Origin of the sequence: Comamonas faecalis (assembly GCF_039538025.1) — a bacterium.
Taxonomy (GTDB): domain Bacteria; phylum Pseudomonadota; class Gammaproteobacteria; order Burkholderiales; family Burkholderiaceae_C; genus Comamonas_C; species Comamonas_C faecalis.
Genome location: NZ_BAABBP010000017.1, coordinates 1 through 25,129, shown reverse-complemented (window position 1 = coordinate 25,129; position 25,129 = coordinate 1). Strand labels below are relative to the sequence as shown.

General features: G+C 68.9%; 21 protein-coding genes. 15 read left to right on the top strand and 6 right to left on the bottom strand.

Annotated features, from left to right (window positions below):
• Window positions 1-3 precede the first annotated feature (3 nt).
• Entirely contained in the window at window positions 4-813 is an 810-nt protein-coding gene (locus ABD767_RS10550; protein ID WP_103045090.1) for a UPF0149 family protein, read from the top strand.
• 25 nt (window positions 814-838) lie between these two features.
• Here ABD767_RS10550 and ABD767_RS10545 read toward each other — a convergent pair whose 3' ends face one another.
• From ABD767_RS10545 to purU, 5 genes are read right to left on the bottom strand one after another with little or no spacing between them, the layout of a single operon-like run.
• Window positions 839-1,342 carry a CinA family protein gene (locus tag ABD767_RS10545; protein ID WP_103045089.1) on the bottom strand — a complete coding sequence of 168 codons (504 nt, stop codon included), beginning with the start codon at window positions 1,340-1,342 and terminating at the stop codon, window positions 839-841.
• A gap of 4 nt (window positions 1,343-1,346) precedes the next feature.
• Window positions 1,347-1,865: a phosphatidylglycerophosphatase A gene (locus tag ABD767_RS10540; protein WP_103045088.1), complete on the bottom strand. Its 519-nt coding sequence runs from the start codon at window positions 1,863-1,865 to the stop codon at window positions 1,347-1,349.
• An 18-nt stretch (window positions 1,866-1,883) separates the two neighbouring features.
• Window positions 1,884-3,515 carry a DUF4139 domain-containing protein gene (locus ABD767_RS10535; protein WP_344869621.1) on the bottom strand — a complete coding sequence of 544 codons (1,632 nt, stop codon included), beginning with the start codon at window positions 3,513-3,515 and terminating at the stop codon, window positions 1,884-1,886.
• Window positions 3,516-3,570: 55 nt separating this feature from the next.
• Complete coding sequence (locus tag ABD767_RS10530) at window positions 3,571-4,461, bottom strand: LysR substrate-binding domain-containing protein (RefSeq protein WP_344869620.1); 891 nt, start codon at window positions 4,459-4,461, stop codon at window positions 3,571-3,573.
• Between the two features lie 16 nt (window positions 4,462-4,477).
• Complete coding sequence (gene purU, locus ABD767_RS10525; RefSeq protein ID WP_103045086.1) at window positions 4,478-5,326, bottom strand: formyltetrahydrofolate deformylase; 849 nt, start codon at window positions 5,324-5,326, stop codon at window positions 4,478-4,480.
• A gap of 313 nt (window positions 5,327-5,639) precedes the next feature.
• Here purU and ABD767_RS10520 point away from each other — a divergent pair, with 313 nt between their 5' ends.
• From ABD767_RS10520 to ABD767_RS10455, 14 genes are all read left to right on the top strand, one after another.
• On the top strand, window positions 5,640-8,081 hold the full coding sequence (locus ABD767_RS10520) for an adenosylcobalamin-dependent ribonucleoside-diphosphate reductase (protein WP_103045085.1): 2,442 nt from the start codon (window positions 5,640-5,642) through the stop codon (window positions 8,079-8,081).
• 79 nt (window positions 8,082-8,160) lie between these two features.
• A complete protein-coding gene (locus ABD767_RS10515) occupies window positions 8,161-10,086 on the top strand; it encodes a type IV pili methyl-accepting chemotaxis transducer N-terminal domain-containing protein (RefSeq protein WP_344869619.1) in 1,926 nt (641 codons plus the stop codon).
• The gene (locus ABD767_RS10510) at window positions 10,083-10,751 is read left to right on the top strand and encodes a response regulator (RefSeq protein ID WP_103045083.1); all 669 of its coding nucleotides are present in this window, start codon (window positions 10,083-10,085) and stop codon (window positions 10,749-10,751) included. The genes ABD767_RS10515 and ABD767_RS10510 overlap by 4 nt, the downstream gene beginning before the upstream one ends.
• Window positions 10,752-10,943: 192 nt before the next feature.
• On the top strand, window positions 10,944-12,215 hold the full coding sequence (locus ABD767_RS10505; RefSeq protein WP_344869618.1) for an MFS transporter: 1,272 nt from the start codon (window positions 10,944-10,946) through the stop codon (window positions 12,213-12,215).
• A 35-nt stretch (window positions 12,216-12,250) separates the two neighbouring features.
• Complete coding sequence (locus ABD767_RS10500) at window positions 12,251-13,690, top strand: MFS transporter (RefSeq protein ID WP_103045081.1); 1,440 nt, start codon at window positions 12,251-12,253, stop codon at window positions 13,688-13,690.
• Between the two features lie 50 nt (window positions 13,691-13,740).
• Window positions 13,741-17,532, top strand: coding sequence for a nitrate reductase subunit alpha (locus ABD767_RS10495; RefSeq protein WP_344869617.1), 3,792 nt, complete (start codon window positions 13,741-13,743; stop codon window positions 17,530-17,532).
• Window positions 17,533-17,561: 29 nt separating this feature from the next.
• Complete coding sequence (gene narH, locus ABD767_RS10490) at window positions 17,562-19,085, top strand: nitrate reductase subunit beta (RefSeq protein ID WP_344869616.1); 1,524 nt, start codon at window positions 17,562-17,564, stop codon at window positions 19,083-19,085.
• 15 nt (window positions 19,086-19,100) lie between these two features.
• On the top strand, window positions 19,101-19,799 hold the full coding sequence (gene narJ, locus ABD767_RS10485; RefSeq protein WP_103045078.1) for a nitrate reductase molybdenum cofactor assembly chaperone: 699 nt from the start codon (window positions 19,101-19,103) through the stop codon (window positions 19,797-19,799).
• On the top strand, window positions 19,796-20,524 hold the full coding sequence (gene narI, locus ABD767_RS10480; protein ID WP_103045077.1) for a respiratory nitrate reductase subunit gamma: 729 nt from the start codon (window positions 19,796-19,798) through the stop codon (window positions 20,522-20,524). Before narJ ends, narI begins: the two co-directional genes overlap by 4 nt.
• A 45-nt stretch (window positions 20,525-20,569) precedes the next feature.
• On the top strand, window positions 20,570-21,406 hold the full coding sequence (locus tag ABD767_RS10475) for a peptidylprolyl isomerase (RefSeq protein ID WP_344869615.1): 837 nt from the start codon (window positions 20,570-20,572) through the stop codon (window positions 21,404-21,406).
• Window positions 21,407-21,420: 14 nt separating this feature from the next.
• On the top strand, window positions 21,421-22,101 hold the full coding sequence (locus ABD767_RS10470) for a carbonic anhydrase (RefSeq protein WP_103045075.1): 681 nt from the start codon (window positions 21,421-21,423) through the stop codon (window positions 22,099-22,101).
• A gap of 92 nt (window positions 22,102-22,193) precedes the next feature.
• Window positions 22,194-23,510 carry an NnrS family protein gene (locus ABD767_RS10465; protein ID WP_344869614.1) on the top strand — a complete coding sequence of 439 codons (1,317 nt, stop codon included), beginning with the start codon at window positions 22,194-22,196 and terminating at the stop codon, window positions 23,508-23,510.
• Between the two features lie 19 nt (window positions 23,511-23,529).
• The gene (locus ABD767_RS10460) at window positions 23,530-24,201 is read left to right on the top strand and encodes a nitroreductase family protein (protein ID WP_344869613.1); all 672 of its coding nucleotides are present in this window, start codon (window positions 23,530-23,532) and stop codon (window positions 24,199-24,201) included.
• Window positions 24,198-24,617, top strand: a complete 420-nt coding sequence (locus ABD767_RS10455) for a ribonucleotide reductase subunit alpha (protein ID WP_103045074.1) — start codon at window positions 24,198-24,200, stop codon at window positions 24,615-24,617. The genes ABD767_RS10460 and ABD767_RS10455 overlap by 4 nt, the downstream gene beginning before the upstream one ends.
• A gap of 21 nt (window positions 24,618-24,638) precedes the next feature.
• Here ABD767_RS10455 and ABD767_RS10450 read toward each other — a convergent pair whose 3' ends face one another.
• Window positions 24,639-24,926: a BTH_I0359 family protein gene (locus ABD767_RS10450; protein WP_344869612.1), complete on the bottom strand. Its 288-nt coding sequence runs from the start codon at window positions 24,924-24,926 to the stop codon at window positions 24,639-24,641.
• Window positions 24,927-25,129: the final 203 nt, after the last annotated feature.

The window sequence follows — 25,129 nt, the reverse complement described above, 5'->3', positions numbered from 1 at the left end:
CCCATGACGGACTCCTCCACCGCCCCGGCCCTGGGCGACGCCGAGCTCGACGAGCTCGAAAACATCCTCAACGATTTGCACGAGCGCGACGAAGACACGCCGCAGTGGGAATTCTGCGACGGCTTCCTGACCGCGCTGGCCTGCACGCGCCGTCCGGTAGCCACGCATGAGTGGCTGACGCTGCTGGTGGGAGACGGCGCGCCGTTGGTGCCCGCCGACGACGCCGATCTGCCGCTGGTCGCGCCGTTCGCCGACCTGGCGCAGCAGCGGCGCTTCGTGCAGCTGTGCATGCAGCGCATGGCGCAGGTGCGCGAGCAACTCGACGGCCCGGCCGAGCACCTGGACGACGAGCAGGCCTTTCACCCCGAGGTGATCGACATGCGCACGCTGGCCGCGCGCCTGCCCGAGGCCGAGCGCAAGGACATCGAGGGCGAGCCGATCCCGTCGCTGGGCCAGCTGTGGGCGCTGGGTTTCATCTGCGCGGTAGAGGACTTCGAGGACGACTGGCAACCACCGCGCGACCGCGAGCAGGCCGGCTGGCTGGACGACGCGCTGGGCCTGGTCGAGGCACTGGTCGACGACGACGAGGGCGAGCCGGTGGCCAACCTCTACGACGAGGAGCCGCCGCACGGCATCAGCGCCCAGAGGCTGGATGCGTTTGGCGAGGCGATCTGGGCGGTGTATGACCTGCGCGAGCTGTGGCGCAGCCTGGGCCCGCGCGTCGACCCGATCTACAAAGATGCCAAGCCCGGGCGCAACGACCCCTGCCCGTGCGGCAGCGGCAAGAAATACAAGAAGTGCTGCGGGGCGTGATCTGGTGATCTGAACCGGGTGTGGCCTACAGCAGCGCCACCAGCCGCTCCAGCGCGCAGTGCAGCGTGGCCTGGCGCACCGCGGCGCGGTCGCCGGCGAAGTGCTGCAGCAGGCTGTGCGTGCGCCCGTCCACATGCCAGGCCAGCCAGACGGTGCCGACGGGTTTGCCGGGCGTGCCGCCGCTGGGCCCGGCAATGCCGGTGACTGCCACGGCCGCCTGCGCTGCGCTGTGCCGCAGCGCGCCTTCGGCCATTGCGCGGGCGACGGGCTCGCTCACCGCGCCATGCGTGTCGATAAGCGCGGCGGGAACGTCCAGCAGCTCGGACTTGGCGGCGTTGGAGTAGGTGACGAAGCCGCGCTCGAACCACTGGCTGGAGCCGGCCAGCTCGGTGCAGGCGGCGGCAATCATTCCGCCGGTGCAGCTCTCGGCGGTGGCCAGCATCTGGCCGCGTGCCAGCAGGCGGCTTGCCAGATTCTCCAGCAGTGGTTGAAGCTGCGCTCCGTCCGGGTGGTTCGTGGCCTGGCTCATGTGTTCACCCTCCAAAAAACCGCCACAGCGCAAACACCAGCAGCGTGCACCCGGCGGCGACCAGGTCGTCGAGCATGATGCCCAGGCCGCCCTTCCAGCCAAAGCCCTTGAACAGCCCGTCGGCCCAGGCCACCGGCCCGGGCTTGGCGGCGTCGAAGTAGCGAAACAGCGCGAACGCGACGAGCTGGGCCAGCCAGCCTGCGGGGGCGATCAGCCACAGGATGAGCCAGATCGCGGCGATCTCGTCCCAGACGATGTGACCCGGGTCGGCCACGCCCATGTCGCGCGCGGTGACTGTGCAGGCCCACCAGCCCAGCGGCAGCGACAGCGCGACGACCAGGCCCAGCTGCGCCGGCGTGAACCACAGTTGCAGCATGACAAAGGCCAGCCACCCCCACAGCGTGCCAAAGGTGCCAGGTGCTACGCGTGGCAGACCGCTGCCAAAGCCCAGCGCAATGCAGTGCGCCGGGTGGGCCAGCATGAAGCGGCGCAGGTCGCGGGGTGTGAAGACGGTGGCGGGCATGGCGGCGGGCTTCTGAAATCAGCGCTGCTCCTGCAGCATCAGGTCGCGCGCGTAGCGCAGCTGGTGGCGGGCGCTGAATTGCGCGCTGGCGCCGGCGGCCAGCTCCTGTGTCCAGGCGATGGTGCCGGCGCGCTCGTTCCAGGCGGTGTCGGCAGGGGCGGGCTCGTACTGCGACTGCACGCGAATCTTGGCGTTGCGCGAGACGGGCGCCGCGTCCAGCACCTGCAGCTGCACCGCGCGCGCGTGGTGGTTGTCCACGCGCCAGCTGCGCTCGATGGTGCGCTCCACGCCCGAGTCGGTCAGGCCGGTGGCGGCGCTGAAGCTGCGCTCGGGCGCGGTGCTGACCTGCACGCGCTCGTCCCGGCCGAACGACAGGCCCTGGCGCCACAGCGCGGCATTGCCGGGGTCGAGCCGCCCCTGGCCGGCGTAGGCGCCGTCGCGGTACAGCGCCACCGGGCCGGCCGGCCACACACCCTCAAGTTGCGGCAGTTGCGCGACCAGGTAGGCGCTGGCGTCCAGCATCGGCGTGGTGCGCACCAGCAGCTGGGCCTGCAGCGGCTCGCTGGCCAGCGTCAGCGTCAGGCGCTCGCCGCCGACAGGCACGCTCACGCGCTGGCTGATACGAAACGTCGTTGCCAGCGCCCCCATGTCCTGCTGCACGCCGGGCGGGGCGTCGTCGGCAGCGGTCTCGCGCATCGCCATGGCCATCGGCGCCGGCGCGGCGGCGACCATTGCGCGCTTGGCGACAGCCTCGGGCGGCGGCTCGGGCCGCTCGTCCAGCGTCCAGGGGCGCGGCAGCGGCCCTTGCGTTGCGCGCAGCGGCTGGCCGGTCGACAGCGTCAGCTGCACGTCCTGCCAGTCTTCGCCGGTGTTTTGCGCGACCAGCGCCAGGCGTTGCAACTGCAGCCGGCCGCTGTCGCTGTCCAGCAGCGCGCGGTAGCTGGGCGACCAACTGGGCCCGCGCACCTGGTAGGACAGGCGCAGCTGCGTGGCCTGCGGCGCGGCCAGCGTCACTGTGACGGTGCTCACCCGGTCGCCGCCAGGCGCGCCCGGCTGCTCCAGCGCCTTGCGCTGCAGTTGCAGTGCTTGCTGGCGCTGCTGCGCGCGGTGCAGCTGCACCAGCTGGTCGAGCGCGGTGCGCTGCAGCGTGGTGCTGGTGGCTGCAATCGGCGCGGCCGTCGCACCGGTCTTGGGCGCGGCGCCGGCCGGTGCAGGGGCGGGCGCAATGCCGCCATTGGCCACGGTGTGCAGATAGGTCTGCGCCAGCTGCAGCGCGTCGATTTCGGCGCCGACGGCGGCCAGCTGCTCGTCCAGTGCGTCCAGCCGCGCCTGCTGGGCGCTGGCGCAGCCGCTGGCCAGCGCACGCTCGCTCTCGCGCACGCGGATGTCGCCGACCACGGTTGCCGCGGTGTCGGCCGCGACCTGCAGGCTGCGCGCGTCCAGCCCGGCGGGCAGGCAGTCGAACACGGCCTGCGTGCTGCCGGCGGCCAGGCTTTGCACGCGCTCGACGGTGGCGCTGCCCGGGTAGAGCGTCACGGCGCTGATGCGCGCGCCCTGGGCGGCGCAGGCGCCGGCGGCAGAGGCCAGCAGCGCGCCGGCAAGCCAGGGAGCGCGGGTGTAGGCAGGGGAGAGGCGGAGCGCAAATTTCATGGCATGTAGTGTGCACCAGCAGATGGGGCGCGGCCGTCTGCCCGTCGCGGCGCGCTCACTTCATCGCCGCCTGCAGCCACTGGGCAAAGGCGGCGCATTCCCAGCGCTCCATTGCGCCGCCGTGCCAGCACAGATAGTGGGCGTAGGGGCTGGGCACGGCCAGGTCGAACAGGCGCACCAGCGTGCCCTGGTCCAGCCAGGGCGCGGCCAGCTTCAGGCGCACCGGCGCCACACCCATGCCGGCCGCGGCGGCGTCGCACATCAGGCCGACGTCGTTGAACTGCGAGCCTTCGCTGGGCTCGGCCCAGTCCAGGCCGGCGGCGGCAAACCAGGTGCGCCAGGGCTCCAGCGGGCTGCGCAAGAGCGTCAGGCCTTCCAGGCTGTCGGGGCGCTCGAACGGGCCGTGCTCGCGCACGAAGGCGGGCGAGGCCAGCGGCGTCAGCGTGTCGCGCGCAAGCTCTACGTGTTCCATGTCGGCGTAGTGGCCCGGGCCGTAGCGCACGACCAGGTCGGCGTCCTCGGCGACGACGTCCAGCAGCGGGATGGAGACATGCAGCGCTAGGTCGATCTCGGGGTAGGCCTCGGTGAACTGGCGCAGCCGCGGGATCAGGATGGCGCGCGCAAACGTCGGCGTGACCGCGATCTTCAGGCGCTTGCGCCCGGGCGCTGCTCCGGCGCCGGGCAGGCGCAGCAGCGCCGACAGCCCTTCGCGCACCTGCGCCAGGTAGTTGCTGCCCTCGGTGGTCAGCGAAAAGTCGCTGCGCCCGAACAGCCGCGTGCCCAGCATCTGCTCGAGCTGCTTGACGCGGTGGCTGACGGCGCTGGGCGTCACGCACAGCTCGTCGGCCGTCTGCGTGACGTTGCGCAGCCGTGCCAGCGCCTCGAAGGTGATCAGGCACTGGATCGGGGGGATGCGCCGCAGGCCGGCGCCGTCGAGCAGGGCCATGGTGCGCACTCGCCTCTTATCGAAAGACGACGGTCTTGTGGCCGTTGAGCAGCACGCGGTGCTCGCTGTGCCACTTGACGGCGCGCGCCAGCACCTGGCTCTCGGTGTCTCTGCCGCGCGCGGCCAGGTCGTCGACGGTGTCGGTGTGGTCGGCGCGCGCCACGTCCTGCTCGATGATCGGGCCCTCGTCGAGCTGGGCGGTCACGTAGTGGGCGGTGGCGCCGATCAGTTTCACGCCGCGGTCGTGCGCCTGGTAATAGGGCTTGGCGCCCTTGAAGCTGGGCAGAAAGCTGTGGTGGATGTTGATTGCCCGCCCGGCCAGCTGGGTGCACAGGTTGTCCGACAGCACCTGCATGTAGCGTGCCAGCACGATCAGCTCGGCGCCCTCGGACTCGATGACCTCCAGCTGGCGCGCCTCGGCCTGCGCCTTGGTCGCGGCCGTGACCGGGATGTGGTGAAACGGGATGTCGTAGCTGGCCGCCAGCTGGTAGAAGTCGCGGTGGTTGCTGATGATGGCGCGCACGTCGATGGGCAGCAGCCCGCTTTTTACGCGAAACAGCAGGTCGTTGAGGCAGTGGCCCTGGCGGCTGACCAGGATGACGGTCTTCATGGCCTCGGCGCGCGCGTGCAGGCTCCAGCGCATCGCAAACGGCTCGGCAAACTGGGCCAGGTCGGCGCGCAGGCTGGTCGCGTCGTGGGCGCCGCAGGCAAACTGCACGCGCATGAAGAACAGGCCGGTGACCGGGTCGTTGTATTGGGCGGCTTCCTCGATGTTGCCGCCGTGTTCGAGCAGAAAGCCCGAGACGCCGTGCACCAGGCCCAGGCGGTCCGGGCACGAGAGGGTCAAAATGTACGAAGGGTTCATGGTGGGGCCGATTGTCGCAGCTTGGGCCGACCCTGAAGATCACCCGAGATGTGCGCGCAAACACTACCGGTAGTCTAAAATCCGTCCTGGAAACTACGAATGTAGCGACAATCCAACGCGGCTCTTGCAAATTGCGACAAGAGCGCGAGACCCGCATGGCTGCGGCTTGCGCTGCTACAGCAGCGCAAGCACGGCGCCGTCGGGCGACGTTTTTTGAAATTCTGGATGCGCACGAAGCGCGCCGGCCGTGTACAAAGACGGCTGCCGAGCCCCGTGCACATCCCCCATCACATTCTCTTTGGAGCCCCGTGCCATGCACCGTGAAACCACCGATCTCGCCCCCAACCTGGCCGCCCAGCCGATCAGCCTGGACGTGGTGCAGGAGAAATACCTCAAGCCTGGCGAGACCAACGTGGAACAACTGTACGAACGCGTGGCGCGGGCGCTGGCCTCGGTCGAGCGCGAGGACATCCGCGAAGCCATGCAGGCGCGCTTTCTGGCCAACCTGCGCGCGGGCGCGATTGGCGCCGGGCGCATCATGAGCGCCGCCGGCACCGACATCCAGGCCACGCTGATCAACTGCTTCGTGCAGCCCGTGGGCGACTGCATCCAGGGCGTGGACGACGCCGGCTACCCCGGCATCTACGAGGCGCTGCGCGAAGCCGCCGAGACCATGCGCCGCGGCGGCGGCGTGGGCTACGACTTCTCGCGCATCCGCCCGCGCGGCGCGCGCGTCAAGGGCACGGCGTCGATGGCCTCGGGCCCGTGCAGCTACATCAACGTGTTCGACCAGTCGTGCTCCACCGTGGAGAGCGCCGGCGCGCGCCGCGGCGCGCAAATGGGCGTGCTGCGCATCGACCACCCGGACGTGCTGGACTTCATCACCGCCAAGCGCACGCCCGGGCGCTGGAACAACTTCAACGTCTCGGTCGGCGTGCCCGACGCCTTCATGGACGCTGTCGAGAAAGATGGCGACTGGGAGCTGGTGCACGGCGCAGAGCCCGGCGCCGAGCTGCTCAAGGGCGGCGCCCGCCAGCGCGCCGACGGCCAGTGGATCTACCGCACGCTGCGCGCGCGCGAGCTGTGGGACACCATCATGAAGTCGGCCTACGACTTCGCCGAGCCCGGCATCCTGTTCCTCGACCAGATCAACGACGACAACAACCTGCGCTACATCGAGACCATCCAGGCGACCAACCCCTGCGGCGAGCAGCCGCTGCCGCCCTACGGCTGCTGCGACCTGGGCCCGGTCATCCTGACGCGCTTCGTGCGCAACCCCTTCGGCTTTGCCGGCCCGGCGGCCTTCGACTTCGAGGCCTTCGAGCAGGTGGTGGCCACCCAGGTGCGCGCGTTGGACAACGTGCTGGACGTCACCTTCTGGCCGCTGGAGCAGCAGCGCGCCGAGTCGGCCGCCAAGCGCCGCATTGGCGTGGGCTTTACCGGCATGGGCAACACGCTGGCCATGCTGGGCCTGCGCTACGACCGCCAGCAGGGGCGCGACATGGCGGTCAAGATCGCCGACGCGATGCGCTGCGCCGCCTACCGCGCGTCGATCGAGCTGGCCAAGGAAAAGGGCGCTTTCCCCAAGTTCGACGCCGCCGGCTACCTGGCCGAAGGCACGTTCGCCAGCCGCCTGCCCGAGGACATCAAGAAGCAGATCAGGAAGCACGGCATCCGCAACAGCCACCTGCTGTCGATCGCGCCCACCGGCACCGTGAGCCTGGCGTTTGCCGACAACGCCTCCAACGGTATCGAGCCGCCGTTCTCCTGGACCTACACGCGCAGGAAGCGCGAGGCCGACGGCAGCAAGAGCGAGTACGTGGTCGAGGATCACGCCTGGCGCCTGTACAAGACGCTGGGCGGCGACGTGAACAAGCTGCCCGAGTACTTCGTCAGCGCCATGGACATGGCCGCCGCCGACCACGTGGCGATGATGGAAGCGGTGCAGCCCTATGTGGACACGGCCATCTCCAAGACCGTCAACGTGCCCGAGGACTACCCCTACGACGACTTCAAGAACCTGTACATGCAGGCCTGGCACTCGGGCCTCAAGGGTCTGGCCACCTACCGTCCCAACAGCATCCTGGGCGCGGTGCTGGAAGTACCCGCCACCACCGAGGCCAAGCCCGCTACCCAGGCAGAACCCACGCCCGAGCCCGCCGCGCCGGTCGACCTGCAGCGCGTCGTGATCGAGAGCCGGCCCAAGGGCGGGCTGGACGCGGTGGCCGAGAAGATCGAGTACTGGACGCAGGAAGGCCAGAAGCGCCTGTACCTGATCGTCTCCTTCCTGCCGGTGTCCGACGGCCACGGCAAGACCGTGGATCGCGCCATCGAGTTCTTCATGCCCGTGGGCCAGAGCAGCGAGTCGCAGCAGTGGATCACGTCCAGCATGCGCCTCTTGTCGCTGGCCGCGCGCGGCGGCTTTCTTGAGCGCGCGCTGTCCGACATGCGCAAGGTCGCCTGGGATCGCGGCCCGGTGCGCCTGGGCACCTTCGAGCGCGCCGACGGCACGCACGTGCCGCTGTGGCACGACTCGGAAGTGGCGGCCATCGCCTACGCCGTCCAGACCATTCTGGCGCGGCGCGCGCATGTGCCTCAGCAGCAGGTGCTGCCGCTCGATGAGCCCGAAGTGCCCGTCGGCCTGCCGCCCACCATGGCAGGCAAGAAGTGCAACGAATGCGGCGCCCACGCCGTGATCCGCAAGGACGGCTGCGACTACTGCACCCAGTGCGGGGCGATTGGCAGCTGCGGCTGAGCGGGCCATGGCGCATGGCCTCCCTATCGGGGGCCATGCTTTTTCGCACTGCGCAAGCCGCGTGCCTACACTGACGCCCATGCGCAAAAAGCCAACGCTGTCGACCAAACTGCTGGCCATGGGCACGGCGTTCTTGCTCGTCGCGCTGGCGTCTATCGGCTTCACGCTGTGGGTGACCTGGCAGCTCGAAGGCGGCGCGGCCGCGGTGAACGAGGCCGGGCGGCTGCGCATGAATATGTTGCGCATGATTCTGGCGCAGCAAAACGAGTCGCACGAGCGCTTCATGCAGCTGGAAAAGCGCTTTGACGACGGGTTGGAGCTGCTGCGCACGGGGGATCCGGCGCGGCCGCTGTTCGTGCCCTGGAGCGAAGAGACCCGCGCGCGCTACGAGCATTTGCGCGAAGAGTGGGAGACGATCCGGCGCGAGTGGAGCGCGCCGCAGCCACCCAGCAGCGCCGAGGCGGTGGCACGCGGCGACGCCTATGTCGGCGAGATCGACGACTTCGTCGGCGCCATCGAGGTGCAGATCATGCGCTGGACCGCCGGGCTGCACCTGTTCCAGCTGTTCCTGGTCGGGCTGACGATTGCCGCGGCGGTGGCCTTCATGGCGCTGAGCTACTGGCTGGTGCTGCACCCGGTCACGCGGCTGCAGCAGGCGCTGGCGGCAATGCGCCGCGGCGAGCTGGGCACGCGCATGGCGGTCGAGACCGACGACGAGTTCGGCCAGCTGACGGCCGGCTTCAACCTGATGGCGCACGCGCTGCAGGCGTCGCACCAGGATCTGGAGCGCAAGGTGCACGAGAAGACCGCCAGCGTCGAGGAGCACAACCAGCGGCTGGCGGCGCTGTATGCGGTCAGCGCGTTGAGCGCGCAGGCCGACGACCTGCAAGCGCTGGCCCAGGGTTTTGCGCGCCAGGTGCGCGGCGTGGCCGGGGCCGATGCGGTGATGGTGCGCTGGCTGGGCGAGGAGGGCGAGCGCTACCTGCTGCTGGCCAGCGACGGCCTGCCGCAGCGCATGGCCGAGCATGAGCGCTGCCTGGAGGCGGGCAGCTGCGCCTGCGGGCCGCAGCCCAGCCATGCGCGCCTGCGCATCATCCCCATCCAGGTAGAGGCTGCGCCGGGCGGCGTGCTGCAGCGCCCTTGCGAACGCGAAGGGTTTGAGACCGTGGTGAGCGTGCCGGTGCGCGCGCACCAGCGTCTGCTGGGCGAGATCACGCTGCTGTACCGCGGCCCGCGCGTCCTGGCCGGCGAGACGCGCGAGCTGCTGGAGACCATGGCGCATCACCTGGCCAGCGCGATGGAGGGGCTGCGCGCCAGCGCGCTCGAGCGCGAGGCGGCAGTGGCGCAGGAGCGCGCGCTGATCGCGCGCGAGCTGCACGACTCGATCGCGCAGTCGCTGGCCTTCCTGAAGATCCAGACCCAGCTGCTGAAGGGCGCCATCGCCAAGGGGCAGGGCGATGTGCGCGACCGCAGCCTGGCCGAGCTGGAGGTGGGTGTGCGCGAGTGCTATGCCGACGTGCGCGAGCTGCTGGTGCACTTTCGTACGCGCACGCAGGACGAGGACATCGAGGCGGCGCTGCGCGCGACGCTCTCCAAGTTCGAGTACCAAAGCGGGCTGCAGGCCGAGCTGGCCATGCATGGCCAAGGCCTGCCGCTGGCGCCCGACGTGCAGATCCAGGTGCTGCACATCGTGCAGGAGGCGTTGTCCAACGTGCGCAAGCACGCTGGCGCGCGGCGCGTGCGGCTCACCGTGCAGCGCCACCCGCACTGGCGCTTCGAGGTGCACGACGACGGCCAGGGATTCGATCCGCAGGCGGTGCCACCCGACTCGCTGCACGTGGGCCTGGGCATCATGCAAGAGCGCGCCGAGCGCATTGGCGCACGCCTGGCGCTGGACTCCGCCGCCGGCGCCGGGACGACCGTCGTGCTGGATCTTCCGGCGGCGGCCGATGCGGGCGCATCGCCTGCGGGAATACCGCCCGCGGCTACCATCGGCGCACGATGACCTCGCCCATCACCCTGTTCCTGGTCGACGACCACATGCTGATACGCCGCGGCCTGGTGGCGCTGCTGGGGCAATACGATGACCTGCACGTCGTTGGCGAGGCGGGCGACGCCAGCCAGGCGCTGCGCCTGTTGCCTGCGCTGCGCCCCGACGTCATCCTGCTGGACAACCACCTGCCTGGCGTGCGCGGCGTCGACGCGATCGGCGGTCTGCGCGAGGCCTCGCCCGCCAGCCGCATCGTGATGCTGACGGTGAGCGAGGACGGCGACGACCTGGCCAGCGCGCTGCGCCAGGGCGCGCAGGGCTATCTGCTCAAGACCATCGACGGCGACCTGCTCGCCGAGGCGGTGCGGCGCGCGGCGCGCGGCGAGCCGGTGGTCAGCCCCGAGATGATGGGCAAGCTGGTCAACGCCTTCCAGCAGCAGGGCGCGCCCGTGGCACCCGAGCCGCCCGCGGCGCAGGAGGATGCGTCGCCGCTGTCCCCGCGCGAAGAAGAGGTGCTGCGCGAGATCGCCCAGGGCGCGAGCAACAAGGAGATTGCCCGCCGCCTGGACATCGCCGAGACCACGGTCAAGCTCCACGTGCAGCACATCCTGCGCAAGCTCGGCCTGAGCTCGCGCGTGCAGGCGGCGGTGTATGCGTCCGATCGCCAGCGCGAGAATTGATTGATGGCTGGAGGCGCTTGCTGGGCAGGCGCCTGAGCCGGTTCTAGAAAAAGGCGTCCCATAGTTCTTTGGTAGTAGTGGCGCAGGCAGCGCACTACTCCTTCTGCCGTGCGCCAGCCATTCCACCGGGGTATGGGAAAACCCTGAGCCCTGCGCGACGATGCAGCCATACCGCAAAAGAGGAAATTTTGTATGGCAAGCGCGTCGCACCCCGCGGCAGAAGATCCCCGCCGCTCCCGCCAGGCCTGGTCGGTGCTGATCGTCAGCACCCTGGCGTTTACCGTCTGCTTCATGGTCTGGATGATGTTCGGCGTCATCGGCATCCCGGTCAAGAAGATGCTCGACCTGAACGCCACCGAGTTCGGCCTGCTCACCGCCATGCCGGTGCTCACCGGCTCGCTGATCCGCGTGCCGCTGGGCATCTGGACCGACAAGTTCGGCGGCCGCATCGTGATGGCACTGCTGATGGCAGTCACCGTGCCGGCCATCTGGCTGATGGCCTACGCCACCCAGTACTGGCATTTCCTGGTCATCGGCCTGTTCGTGGGTCTTGCCGGCGGCTCGTTCTCGGTCGGCACGCCCTACGTGGCGCGCTGGTTCCCCAAGCAGCGCCAGGGCATGGCCATGGGCGTGTACGGCGCCGGCAACTCGGGCGCGGCGGTGAACAAGTTCGTCGCCCCGGTGATTCTGGTGGCCTTCGGCTGGACCATGGTGCCGCAGGTGTACGCGGCCATCATGCTCGGCGCGCTGGTGCTGTTCTGGTGCTTCAGCCACACCGACCCCAGCCACCAGGTGGCGAGCAACGCCAAGTTCACCGATCAGCTCCAGGCGCTCAAGGATCCGCGCGTGCTCAAGTACTGCCAGTACTACAGCATCGTCTTCGGCGGCTACGTGGCGCTGGCGCTGTGGATGGTGCAGTACTACGTGGGCGAGTACGGCCTCGACATCCGCGTCGCCGCGCTGCTGGCGGCCTGCTTCTCGCTGCCCGGCGGCGTGCTGCGCGCCATCGGCGGCGTGCTCTCGGACAAGTACGGCGCGCACAGCGTCACCTGGTGGGTGATGTGGGTGTGCTGGATCTGCCTGTTCCTGCTGTCCTATCCGCAGACCGACTTCACCGTGCTGACCGTGGACGGCCCCAAGACCTTCCACATCGGCCTGAACGTGTACTGGTTCACCGCGCTGATGGCCGTGCTCGGCATCGCCATGGCGTTTGGCAAGGCCAGCGTGTTCAAGTACATCAGCGACGACTACCCCGGCAACATCGGCGCCATCAGCGGCATCGTGGGCCTGGCCGGCGGCATGGGCGGCTTCATCCTGCCGATCATGTTCGGCGCACTGATGGACTGGACCGGCATCCGCTCCAGCGCCTTCATGCTGCTGTACGGCGTGGTCTGGGTGTCGCTGATCTGGATGTACTTCACCGAGGTGCGCCGCACCGACGTGCTGCATCCGCAGTCTGCCTGACCTCTTCCTCCAACGACTGACGGAAACCTCCCATCATGTCCGCCACCACCCCTGCCCAAGGCCGCATCGGCCGCATGCTGACGCTCTGGACGCCCGAGGATCGGGCCTTCTGGGAGCGCGAAGGCGAGGCGATTGCCAAGCTCAACCTGTGGATCTCGGTGCCGGCGCTGTTCCTGGCCTTTGCCGTCTGGCAGGTCTGGAGCGTGGTCGCCGTCAACCTGCCGGCGCTCGGCTTCAAGTACTCGACCAACCAGCTGTTCTGGCTGGCGGCGGCGCCGGCGCTGTCGGGCGCGACGCTGCGCATCTTCTACTCCTTCATGGTGCCGGTGTTCGGCGGGCGGCGCTGGACGGCGCTGTCCACCGCCTCGCTGCTCATCCCCATGCTGGGCATCGGCATCTGCATCCAGGACAACACCACCGGCTACCCGACGATGCTGGTGCTGGCGCTGCTGTGCGGCCTGGGCGGGGGCAACTTCAGCTCCAGCATGGCCAATATCAGCTTCTTCTTCCCGAAGGAGCGCAAGGGCTCGGCGCTGGGCGTGAACGCCGGCCTGGGCAACCTGGGCGTGTCGGTGGTGCAGTTCCTGAGCCCGCTGGTGATCTCGCTGGGCATCTTCGGCATCTTCGGCGGCGACGCGCAGGTCATCATGAGGAACGGCGAGCCGCAGCATGTCTGGGCGCAGAACGCGGCCTTCATCTGGGTGCCATGGATTGCGATCACCGCCGTCATCGCCTGGTTCGGCATGCACGACATCGCCGACGCCCGCGCCAGCTTTGCCGCGCAGGCCGCGATCTTCCGCGCCAAGCACAACTGGATCATGTGCCTGCTCTACCTGGGCACGTTCGGCTCCTTCATCGGCTTTGCCGCGGGCTTTCCGCTTCTGATGAAGGCGCTGTTCCCCGGTATCAACCCGCTGGCCTACGCCTGGCTGGGGCCGCTGGTCGGCGCGCTCACGCGGCCGTTCGGCGGCTGGCTGGCCGACAAGATCGGCGGCGGCGTGGTCACCTTCTGGAACTTCATCGTGATGGCGCTGGCGGTGCTCGGCGTGCTGTACTTCCTGCCCAAGGGCGCGACCGGCTACGCATTGCCCTTTGGCCCGCAGGAGGGGAGCTTCACCGGCTTCTTCCTGATGTTCCTGGTGCTGTTTTGCACCACCGGCATCGGCAACGGCTCGACTTTCCGCATGATCCCGGTGATCTTCCTGACGGAAAAAATGCGCGCGCTGCGCGAAGACAGCGACGCAGCCCGCGCCCAGGCCATCAAGGACGGCAACACCGAGGGCGCAGCCGCCGTCGGCTTTGCCGGCGCGCTGGGCGCCTATGGCGGTTTCTTCATTCCCAAGAGCTACGGCAGCTCGATCGCCTCCACCGGCGGCCCCGAGTTTGCGCTGTGGATGTTCGTCGTCTTCTACCTGCTGTGCGTGGTGGTCACCTGGTGGTACTACGCGCGCAAGAACGCCGAGATGCCCTGCTGATGTCCCGCCCCTTTTCCCCGCCCCCGAGAACAATTTGAAGGAGTCTCCCGATGAGCCACTTTCTTGATCGACTGACCTACTTCGCGCAGCCGCGCGAAGAATTTTCCAACGGCCACGGCCAGACCAACGGCGAGGATCGCACCTGGGAAGACGCCTACCGCAACCGCTGGGCGCACGACAAGATCGTGCGCTCCACCCATGGCGTGAACTGCACCGGCTCGTGCTCGTGGAAGATTTACGTCAAGGGCGGCATCGTCACCTGGGAAACCCAGCAGACCGACTATCCGCGCACCCGTCCCGACCTGCCCAACCACGAGCCGCGCGGCTGCGCGCGTGGCGCCTCGTACAGCTGGTATTTGTATTCGGCCAGCCGTGTGAAGTACCCGATGGTGCGCGGGCGCCTGCTGAAGAGTTGGCGCGCCGCGCTGGCCGTGGCCAAGGGTCCGGTGGAGGCCTGGGCCGCCATCGTCGAGAACCAGGACGCGCGCCGCGAGTGGCAGAAGCAGCGCGGCCTGGGCGGCTTCGTGCGCAGCAGCTGGGACGAGGTCAACCAGATGATTGCCGCGGCCAACGTCTACACGATCAAGAAGCATGGGCCGGATCGCATCATCGGCTTCTCGCCGATCCCGGCCATGTCGATGATCTCGTACGCCGCAGGCAGCCGCTACCTGAACCTGATCGGCGGCGTGCCGATGAGCTTCTACGACTGGTACTGCGACCTGCCGCCGTCCAGCCCGCAGGTGTGGGGCGAGCAGACCGACGTGCCCGAGTCGGCCGACTGGTACAACTCTAACTTCATCATCGCCTGGGGCTCCAACGTGCCGCAGACGCGCACGCCGGACGCCCACTTCTTCACCGAGGTGCGCTACAAGGGCGCCAAGATCGTCTCGGTCACGCCCGACTATTCCGAGGTCGCCAAGCTGGCCGACCTGTGGATGCATCCCAAGCAGGGCACGGACGCGGCGGTGGCCATGGCCATGGGCCACGTGATCCTGAAAGAGTTCTATTTCGACAAGCGCTCGGCCTACTTCGACGACTACGCGCGCCGCTACACCGACCTGCCGCTGCTGGTGGTGCTCGAAGACAAGGTGCTGCCCGACGGCCGCACCGTCAAGGTGCCGGGCCGGTATGTGCGCGCCAGCGACTTTGACGGCAAGCTCGGCCAGGCCAACCACCCCGACTGGAAGACGGTGGCCTACGACGTCGACGGCAAGGTGGCGCTGCCCAACGGCTCCATCGGCTTTCGCTGGGGCAAGGAGGGCCGCCCGGACGAGGGGCTGTGGAACCTGGAGTCCAAGGAAGCCCAGGGCGGCAACGACGTCAAGCTCAAGCTGTCGGTCATGGAGGACGGCGACCAGACCTATGCAGTGACCGACGTCGCCTTCCCGTACTTTGGCGGCATCGAGACGCCCAGCTTCAACGCCAACGACCAGGGCGGAGACGTGGTGGTGCGCCGCGTGCCGGTGACCTACCTGGAGCTGGATGGCGAAGGCGTGAACGGCCGCGTGGCCGTGGCCACGGTGTTCGACCTGCAGGTGGCCAACTACGGCGTGCTGCGCGGCCTGGAGGGTGAGGGCGCCGACGGTGGCTACGACGCCAACCAGCCCTACACCCCGGCGTGGCAGGAGAGCATCACCGGCGTGCCGCGCGACCAGGTCATCACCGTGGCGCGCCAGTTCGCCGACAACGCCGACAAGACCCACGGCAAGTCCATGGTCATCATCGGCGCGGCGATGAACCACTGGTACCACTGCGACATGAACTACCGCGGCATCATCAACATGCTGATGATGTGCGGCTGCATCGGCCAGTCGGGCGGCGGCTGGTCGCACTACGTGGGCCAGGAGAAGCTGCGCCCGCAAACGGGCTGGACCGCGCTGGCGTTTGCGCTGGACTGGATCCGCCCGCCGCGCCAGCAGAACTCGACGAGCTTCTTCTACGCCCACACCGACCAGTGGCGCTACGAGAAGCTGGGCGTCGAGGAAGTGCTGTCGCCGCTGGCCGACAAGGACGCCTACCAGGGCAGCATGATCGACTTCAACGTGCGCTCCGAGCGCATGGGCTGGCTCCCCAGCGCGCCGCAGCTGCAGACCAACCCGCTGCAGGTGGTCAAGGACGCGCAGGCCCAAGGCATGGACGCCAAGGACTATGTGGTGCAGTCGCTCAAGAACGGCAGCATCACGATGAGCTGCGAGGATCCGGACAACCCGCTGAACTGGCCGCGCAACATGTTCGTGTGGCGCTCCAACATCCTGGGCTCGTCGGGCAAGGGCCACGAATACTTCCTCAAGCACCTGCTGGGCACGCAAAACGGCGTGCAGGGCAAGGATCTGGGCGCTCATGATGCCAAGCCGCAGGAGGTGAAGTGGCACGCCAACGCGCCCGAGGGCAAGCTCGACCTGATCGTGACGCTGGACTTCCGCATGAGCACGACCTGCCTGTACTCGGACATCGTTCTGCCCACGGCCACCTGGTACGAGAAGAACGACCTGAACACGTCAGACATGCACCCGTTCATCCACCCGCTGTCCGCCGCGGTCGATCCGGCATGGCAGGCGAGGAGCGACTGGGAAATCTACAAGGGCTTCGCCAAGGCCTTCAGCGAGGTCTGCGTCGGCCACCTGGGCGTGGAAAAGGAAGTGGTGCTCACGCCCATCATGCATGACACCGCGGGCGAGCTGGCCCAGCCCTATGACGTCAAGGACTGGAAAAAGGGCGAGATCGACCTGATTCCCGGCGTCACCGCGCCTCAAGTTACAGTGGTCGAGCGCGACTACCCGAACACCTATGCGCGCTTCACGTCACTGGGCCCGCTGATGGACAAGGTGGGCAATGGCGGCAAGGGCATTGGCTGGGACACCAAGACCGAGGTCGAGCAGCTGGGCGACCTGAACGGCCGCGTGCGCGAGGAGGGCGCGACCCAGGGCCGCCCGAAGATCGTCACCGACATCGACGCCACCGAGGTGGTGATGATGCTGGCGCCAGAGACCAACGGCCACGTCGCCTGCAAGGCGTGGGAGGCGCTCAGCAGGCAGACCGGGCGCGACCACGTGCACCTGGCGCTGCACCGCGAGGACGAGAAGATCCGTTTCCGCGACATCCAGGCGCAGCCGCGCAAGATCATCTCCTCGCCCACCTGGTCGGGGCTTGAGAGCGAGAAGGTCAGCTACAACGCCGGCTACACCAACGTGCACGAGCTGATCCCATGGCGCACCCTCACCGGCCGCCAGCAGTTCTACCAGGATCACCCCTGGATGCGCGACTTCGGCGAGGGCTTCGTCAGCTACCGCCCGCCGGTCAACCTGAAGGCGCTGCACGAGGTCGAGGGCAAGAAGCCCAACGGCCACCCGGAGCTTGCGCTGAACTTCATCACGCCGCACCAGAAGTGGGGCATCCACAGCACGTACAGCGACAACCTGCACATGCTGACGCTCAACCGTGGCGGCCCGGTGGTCTGGATCAGTGAGGACGACGCCAAGCGCGGCGGCATCGTGGACAACGACTGGGTCGAGCTGTTCAACGCCAACGGCGCGATCGCCGCACGCGCGGTGGTCAGCCAGCGCGTCAAGCCCGGCATGGTGCTCAAGTACCACGCGCAGGAGAAGACCATCAACACCCCGGGCTCGGAGATCACCGGCACGCGCGGCGGCATCCACAACTCGGTCACGCGCGTGGTGCTCAAGCCCACGCACATGATCGGCGGCTACGCGCAGTACAGCTACGGCTTCAACTACTACGGAACGATTGGCACCAACCGCGACGAGTTCGTGCTGGTGCGCAAGATGCGCCGCGTCGACTGGATGGAAGAGGAGGCTGGCAGCACTGCCGGCGCCCACGCCTGAGCCCCGCACCCGCTTGAGGAGAACACACGATGAAAATACGCGCACAAATCGGCATGGTGCTGAACCTGGACAAGTGCATTGGCTGCCACACCTGTTCCGTCACCTGCAAGAACGTCTGGACCAGTCGTCCGGGCATGGAATACGCCTGGTTCAACAACGTCGAGACCAAGCCCGGCATCGGCTACCCCAAGGAGTGGGAGAACCAGGACAAGTGGAACGGCGGCTGGGTGCGCAAGGGCGACGGCTCCATCGTGCCGCGCCAGGGTGGCAAGTGGAAGCTGCTCATGCGCATCTTCGCCAACCCCAACCTGCCGCAGATCGACGATTACTACGAGCCCTTTACCTTCGACTACGACCACCTGCAGTCCGCGCCCGAGATGAAGGCGCCGCCGACGGCGCGCGCGCGCAGCCTGATCACCGGCCAGCGCATGGAGAAGATCGAGTGGGGCCCGAACTGGGAAGAAATCCTCGGCGGCGAATTCTCCAAGCGCAGCAAGGATGTGAACTTCGAACAGGTCCAGAAGGACATGTACGGCCAGTTCGAGAATACCTTCATGATGTACCTGCCGCGCCTGTGCGAGCACTGCCTGAACCCGGCGTGCGTGGCGTCGTGCCCCTCGGGCTCGATCTACAAGCGCGAGGAAGACGGCATCGTGCTGATCGACCAGGACAAGTGCCGCGGCTGGCGCATGTGCGTCTCGGGCTGCCCGTACAAGAAGATTTACTACAACTGGCAGACCGGCAAGGCCGAGAAGTGCATCTTCTGCTACCCGCGCATCGAGGCGGGCCAGCCCACGGTGTGCTCGGAGACCTGCGTCGGCCGCATCCGCTACCTCGGCGTGCTGCTGTACGACGCCGACCGCATCCAGGAAGCGGCCAGCGTGGAGCGCGACAAGGATCTGTACCAGGCGCAGCTGGACATCTTCCTCGACCCGCACGACCCCGAGGTGATCGCCCAGGCGCGCGCCGACGGCATCCCCGACAACTGGATCGATGCGGCGCAGAAAAGCCCGGTCTACAAGATGGCCGTGGACTGGAAGATCGCGCTGCCGCTGCACCCCGAGTACCGCACACTGCCCATGGTCTGGTACGTGCCGCCGCTGTCGCCCATCCAGTCGGCGGCCAACGCCGGGCACCTGGGCGTCAACGGCGCGATCCCCGACGTCTCGCAGCTGCGCATTCCGGTGCAGTACCTGGCCAACCTGCTGACGGCCGGCGACACCGCGCCGGTGGTGCGCGCGCTCGAGCGCATGCTGGCCATGCGCGCCTACCAGCGCGGCGTGCACGTCGACCGCATCGAGAACCTGGACGTGCTCAAGCAGGTGGGCCTGACCAAGCACGACGTGCAGGACATGTACCAGGTGATGGCGATCGCCAACTACGAGGATCGCTTCGTCATCCCGACGACGCACCGCGAGTACGCCGAGAGCGCCTTCGACATCCGCGGCGGCTGCGGCTTCTCGTTCGGCAACGGCTGCTCCGACGGCTCGACCGACGTGAGCATGTTCGGCGCCAAGAAGAAGCGCACCATCACCATCAAGGCGACGGTGTAAGGAGGGACGCAAGCCATGTTCAAGAGCACCCCCGAATCCCTGCGCCTGACGCTGCGCGCGCTGGCGCGCCTGCTGGCCTATCCGGACGCCGAGCTGCGCGCGCAGATGCCGGCGCTGGTCGATGCGCTGCGCGTCGAGCAGGCGCTGCCCGGCGCGCGCATCGCCGAGCTGGACGCGCTGGCGCGCCAGATCGGCGCAATGGACCCGATGGAGGCCGAGGCGCGCTATGTCGATACCTTCGATCGTGGCCGCCAGACCGCGCTGCACCTGTTCGAGCACATCCACGGCGACTCGCGCGACCGCGGTCCTGCACTGATCGACCTGACGCAGACCTACGAGCGCGCCGGCCTGCACCTGGAGCAGGGCGAGATGCCCGACCACCTGGGCGTGGTGCTGGAGTTCGCCTCGACCCAGCCGACGGCCGTGGCGCGCGATTTCCTGGCCGAGATGGCGCACATCCTGAACGCGCTGTTCACCGCGCTGCAGCACCGCGCCAGCCCCTACGCCAGCGTGGTGGCCGCCGTGCTCGAAGCCGCGGGCCAGCAGGCCGAGGCGGTGGACATCGCCCCCGAGCCCGACATGGACGAGGCCTGGGCCGAGCCCGAGGCCTTCGACGGCTGCGCCACGCGCGGCCAGAACCGCCCCGCCCAGCCCCAGCCGATGCAGATCGTGCGCAAGGCACGTCCCCAATCTTCCCAAGGAGCCACACCATGACCGCCTGGCTTGACCACTTCCTCTTCGGCCTCTACCCCTACATCTGCCTGGCCGTGTTCTTCATCGGCAGCTGGATCCGCTTCGACCGCGACCAGTACACCTGGAAGAGCGACTCCTCGCAGCTCCTGCGCACGGGCAGCCTGCGCTGGGCCAACAACCTGTTCCACGTCGGCGTGCTGTTCCTGTTCTTCGGCCACTTCGTCGGCATGCTCACGCCGCACGTGCTGTACGAGTCCTTCATCAGCGCCGGCGCCAAGCAGGTCATGGCCATGGTCTCGGGCGGCATCGCCGGCCTGCTGGCCTTCATTGGCGTGTCCATGCTGCTGCACAGGCGGCTGACGGACCCGCGCATCCGCGCCACCAGCAAGACCAGCGATATCGCATTGCTGTGGATCTTCTGGATCCAGCTGGCGCTGGGCCTGGCGACCATCCCGCTGTCGGCCCAGCACCTGGACGGCTCGATGATGATGCTGCTGGCCGAATGGGGGCAGCGCATCGTCACCTTCCGCTCCGGCGCCGTCGAGCTGCTGGCCCCGGCCGGCTGGATCTTCAAGGCCCACATGTTCCTGGGCATGACGGTGTTCCTGATCTTCCCGTTCACCCGCCTGGTGCACATCTGGAGCGGCTTCGGCACGCTGGCCTACGTGCTGCGCCCCTACCAGCTGGTGCGCGCGCGGCGCCTGAACCTGCCGCCGGACAACAACCGCCCGCAGCGCACGCTGTGATCAGGCAAGGCACAAGCACAACCCGCGATTGAACTGGAAGCCACCATGAACACATCCTCTTGCGAAAGCGGCCAGTGCGGCTGCTCCGAGGCGCCGGCCGTCACCCCTGCTGCAGCCCCGGCCGTCGCGCGCATCAACGGCGTGGCGCTGCACGCGGCGGGCGAGACGCTGCCCGCCGACCTGCTGCGCCAGCGCGCCTGCACCGAGCTGTTGCGCCAGCAGGCACAGCAGGAAGGCCTGCTGGCGCAGGACGACGCCCCCGGCCTGGACGGCGCGACCAGCGAGGCCGCCACCCAGGCCATCGAGGCGCTGCTCGACCGTGCGCTGCAGGTGCCCGAGCCGGGCGAAGACGCCTGCCGCCGTTACCACGACGCCCACCCGGCCTTCGGCGGCCAGGGCGAGCGCGCCCACCTGCGCCACGTGCTGTTCGCGGTCACGCCCGGCGTCGACGTCGGCCTGCTGCGCCAGCGCGCCGAGGCGCTCTTGCTGGAGCTGCGCTGCGCCGACGAGGGCGGCCCGGCGTTTGCCGAGGCCGCGCGCCAGTGGTCCAACTGCCCCAGCGGCGTCGACAACGGCGGCGACCTGGGCTGGCTCACGCCCGAGGACTGCGCGCCCGAGTTCGCGCGCGAGGTCTTCGGCTCGCAGGAGGTCGGCGTGCTCGCCCGCCTGGTGCACAGCCGCTTTGGCCTGCACGTGGTGCAGGTCTGCGCGCGCAAGGCGGGCGAGCCCACGGCGTTCGACGACGTGCGCGCCAGCATCGCGCTGGTGCTGCGCCAGCAGGCCTGGGTCAACGCCATGCGCCAGTACCTGCAGCTGCTGGCCGGCGCCGCCGAGGTCGAGGGCGTGGATCTGGATGCCGCCGACAGCCCTCTGGTGCAATAACGCGGGCCGGCGCCATGCCCGACGACGAGCTGTTGCAGCGCCTGCAGCACTTCCACCACAACGCTTTCCCGCAGTACCGCGAGCAGTTCCAGGCCCTGGTCGACCAGGGCCAGCACCCGACGACGCTGTTCATCGGCTGCTCCGACTCGCGCCTGCTGCCCTATCTGCTGACCGGCGCCGGCCCGGGCGAGCTGTTCCTGGTGCGCAACGTCGGCGCCTTCGTTCCGCCCTACGACGGCTCGCACGGCCACCACGGCACGGCGGCGGCCATCGAGTTCGCGGTGCTCAGCCTGGCCGTGCAGCGCATCGTCGTCTGCGGTCACAGCCACTGCGGCGCCATCAAGGCGCTGTATGGTGAAACGCCGCCGGAGGCGCAGAACCTGCACCGCTGGCTGGACCTGGGGCGCGACGCAGTGCTGCCGCTGCCGCCCGGCGCCGACGTGCTGCGCCGCACCGAGCAGCGCGCCGTCGTGCTGCAGCTCGAACGCCTGATGGACTACCCCATGGTGCGCCGCCGCGCGCAGCAGGGCAGCCTGGCGCTGCACGGCTGGCACTACGTGATCGAGGACGGGGAGGTGCACGTACTCGACGTGCAGTCCGGCAGCTTCATTGCCGCATCGTGCGCGCAGCACAGCGGCGCCGTGCCCTATCCGCCCTACGTCGAGCACGATGGACAGGTGCTTGCCGTCGACTGAACGTCCGGCGGGGAGAGCGCCTTCCAGCCGGCTGAGCGCTGCCGATGCCGTGCCTGCCCATGCGGGCTTTGGCGCCATGGACAATCGCGAGCATGACAACCGCCGCGCCCTCCGGGCCGCCCCATCTTTCGCCTGCGCCCGCGGCGCAGCGCTGGCGCCCGGCGCACCTGGTGCTGGCGCCCTACCGGCTGGGGTTTGCCGCGGCCATGGCCACGCTGATGCTGGCCAGCCTGTGGTGGCTGGCCGTGCAGTGCGCGGCGCTCGCCCCGGTGCGCACCTGGCACGCGGCGCTGCCGACAGCGCTTGCGCCCACGTTGGCGCATGCAGCGGTCATGGTATTGGGCTTTTTCCCGCTGTTCTTCACCGGCTTCATCTTCACCGCGGTGCCGCGCTGGCTGCACGTCACGCGGCTGACGCCGCACCGTCTGGTGCGCCCGGTACTGGCGCAGCTGCTGGGCTGGCTGGCGTGGCTGGCCGGCGCGCTGTGGTCGCCAACGCTGGCGCTGACGGGCGCCGCCTGCGCCGCCTGGGGGCTGGGCTGGGTGGCCTGGCTGCTGCTGCGGCTGGTGCGCAAAAGCCACGACGACGACCGCGTGCACCCGCGCTGCATTGCCGCGGCGCTGGCTTGGGGCAGCGCCTGCCTGGCCGCGCTTGCCCTGGCACTGGCGCTGCAGCAGATGGCTGCGGCACGGGCGGCGGTGCTGGCCGGCCTGTGGGGCTGCGTGGCCGTGGTCTTCGTCGTTGCGGCGCACCGCCTGATTGCCTATTTCTCGGCCGACGTGCTGCCGCGCCTGGCGCGCTGGGGCCACTTCCCGATTCTCTGGGTCATGCTGGCCGCGCTGCTCGGCCAGGCCGGGTTCGAGCTGCTGCAGCTGCTGCAACCAACGGGCATGGCCTGGCAGTGGCTGCTGGGGACGCTGGCATGCGTGCAGGCGCTGGTGGCCGCGGTGCTGCTGCGCCAGGCGATTGGCTGGTGGCGCCTGCGCAGGCCGCGCAACCGGCTGATGCGGCTGTTTTTCACCGGCTTCGTCTGGTTGGGCCTGGCGCTGAGCCTGCAGGCTTTTGCCCATGGCTGGCAGCTGGTGCGCGGCGGGCAGCCGCCGTGGTCGGGCGCGGCGCTGCATGCGCTGACCATGGGGTGTCTCGCCACGCTGATGCTGGCCATGGTCACGCGCGTGTCCTGCGGTCACAGCGGGCGCGCGCGCCTGGCCGACGCCGTGGTCTGGCCGCTGTTCGTGCTGCTGCAACTGGCCACGCTGGCGCGCCTGGCCGCCGGCGTGAGCCCGCCCGCCGCCGCGCCCTGGCTGCTGGCGGGGGCTGCCGCGTTGTGGGCGCTGGCCATGACCGCCTGGGGCCTGCGCCTGGGCCACTGGTATGGCTGCCCGCGCCCCGACGGCAAGCCGGGCTGAAGCAATGATGAAGACAGACATGACTGCGAGCGATCAAGACCCGGTGCTGGCCACCGTGGCCGGCAGCAGCGCCGCGCTACAGGCCTTGCTGCAGGCACGCCAGACGGTGCTGCCGCGCCGGCTGGCCGCGCCCGGCCCCGACGCACAGCAGCTGCGGGCCATCGTGGCTGCTGCCGCGGCCGCGCCCGACCACGGGCGGCTGCTGCCCTGGTTCTTCGTGCTGGTGCCCGCCGGCGCGCGCGACGCGCTGGGCCGGGCCTTTGCCCAGGCGCTGCGCGAGCGCGACCCCGAGGCATCGCCCGAGCAGCTGGCGCAGGCGCACGAGAAAGCCCTGCGTGCGCCGACGCTGCTGGTGGCGGTGCTGGACGCCGGTTGCGGCGGCGCGCCGGACATCGACGCCTTCGAGCGCGCCGTCTCGGCCGGCTGCGCCATCGACAACCTGCTGCTGATGGCGACCGCGCTGGGCTTTGGTTCGGCTCTGACCAGCGGCAAGGCGCTGCAGTCGCGGCCATTGCGCGACCTGCTGGGGCTTGCGCCCGGCCAGCGCGCGCTGTGCTGCATCAGCCTGGGCACGGTGGCCGCACGCAAGCCGCCGCGCCAGCGTCCTCAGGTGCACGATTTTTTGCGCGTTCTGGTGTCCGGCCAGGGCGCACAGGCCGTCTCCATCCATTCAACAGAGAACCCACTATGAGCATCGAGCATTTCGACGATTTCCTGCGCATGGCGCGCGAACAGAAGGAGCGCCAGCGCCTGCTGCTGGTCTTTGCGGCCCGCGAGCTGCCCGAGGGCGCGACACCCGCGCAGCGCGCGCAGTTCGAGCGCGGCGAGGGCGGCGCGCTGGTGCCGCTGATGTGCGTAGATAAAAAACCCGAGGAGCTGACCTCGTTTGCCGCGCTGCAGGACGAGGTTCGCCAGCAAATGGCGTTCCAGGGACTCGATTGGTCGCTGGTCTTTGCCGGTGCGCTGGCCGGTGTGCTTGACGCCGAACCCAGCGACGCCCAGGTCGACCAGCAGCTGCAGCGCATGGTCGACGCGGTCAAGTCCGGCCAGCTGGCGGCCTACCTGCCGTTCAACCGCGATGGGGAGCCGGTTGTGCTCGGGCGCTGAGTTGCCCCGCCCGCCGTCGGGTCAGTGGATCACCACCGGATTCTGAGCGAGGCCGGTGTAGCGATCCAGAGCGTCCTCCACCTCCTGCTGGGTGGGCGTGTCGCGCTGCCAGGCCAGGATTTGCTGCTGGAACATCTCGGCCCAGGAGCCGTCCAGATAGACCTCCTTGCCCGAGCGTTTGTCGACGATTTCAAAGCCATGGCGCACGAGCTGTGCCGGCTGCGGCGCGTCGCCGTCCGCGTTGCGGTCCGGGACGCCGGTCTGGATGTGGACGACCACGAAGGCGTCGGAGTCGTAGAGCGTTTGCATGGCGTGTCCTCCCTTATTCCACTTCTATATCAACCGATTACTTTGTCGGCTTCGCTTGTCGTGCTACAGCACTGTCTGAACCGCCCCGGGTTTCAAGGAGGCTGATTGGTTTAAGTTGACACCTCTGTCGAGGTGTTGCTGACGGCGAGTTGCCGCCAGTAGTTTGCCTCAGCTTCTGCGGGAGGGATGCCCCCAATCGGCGT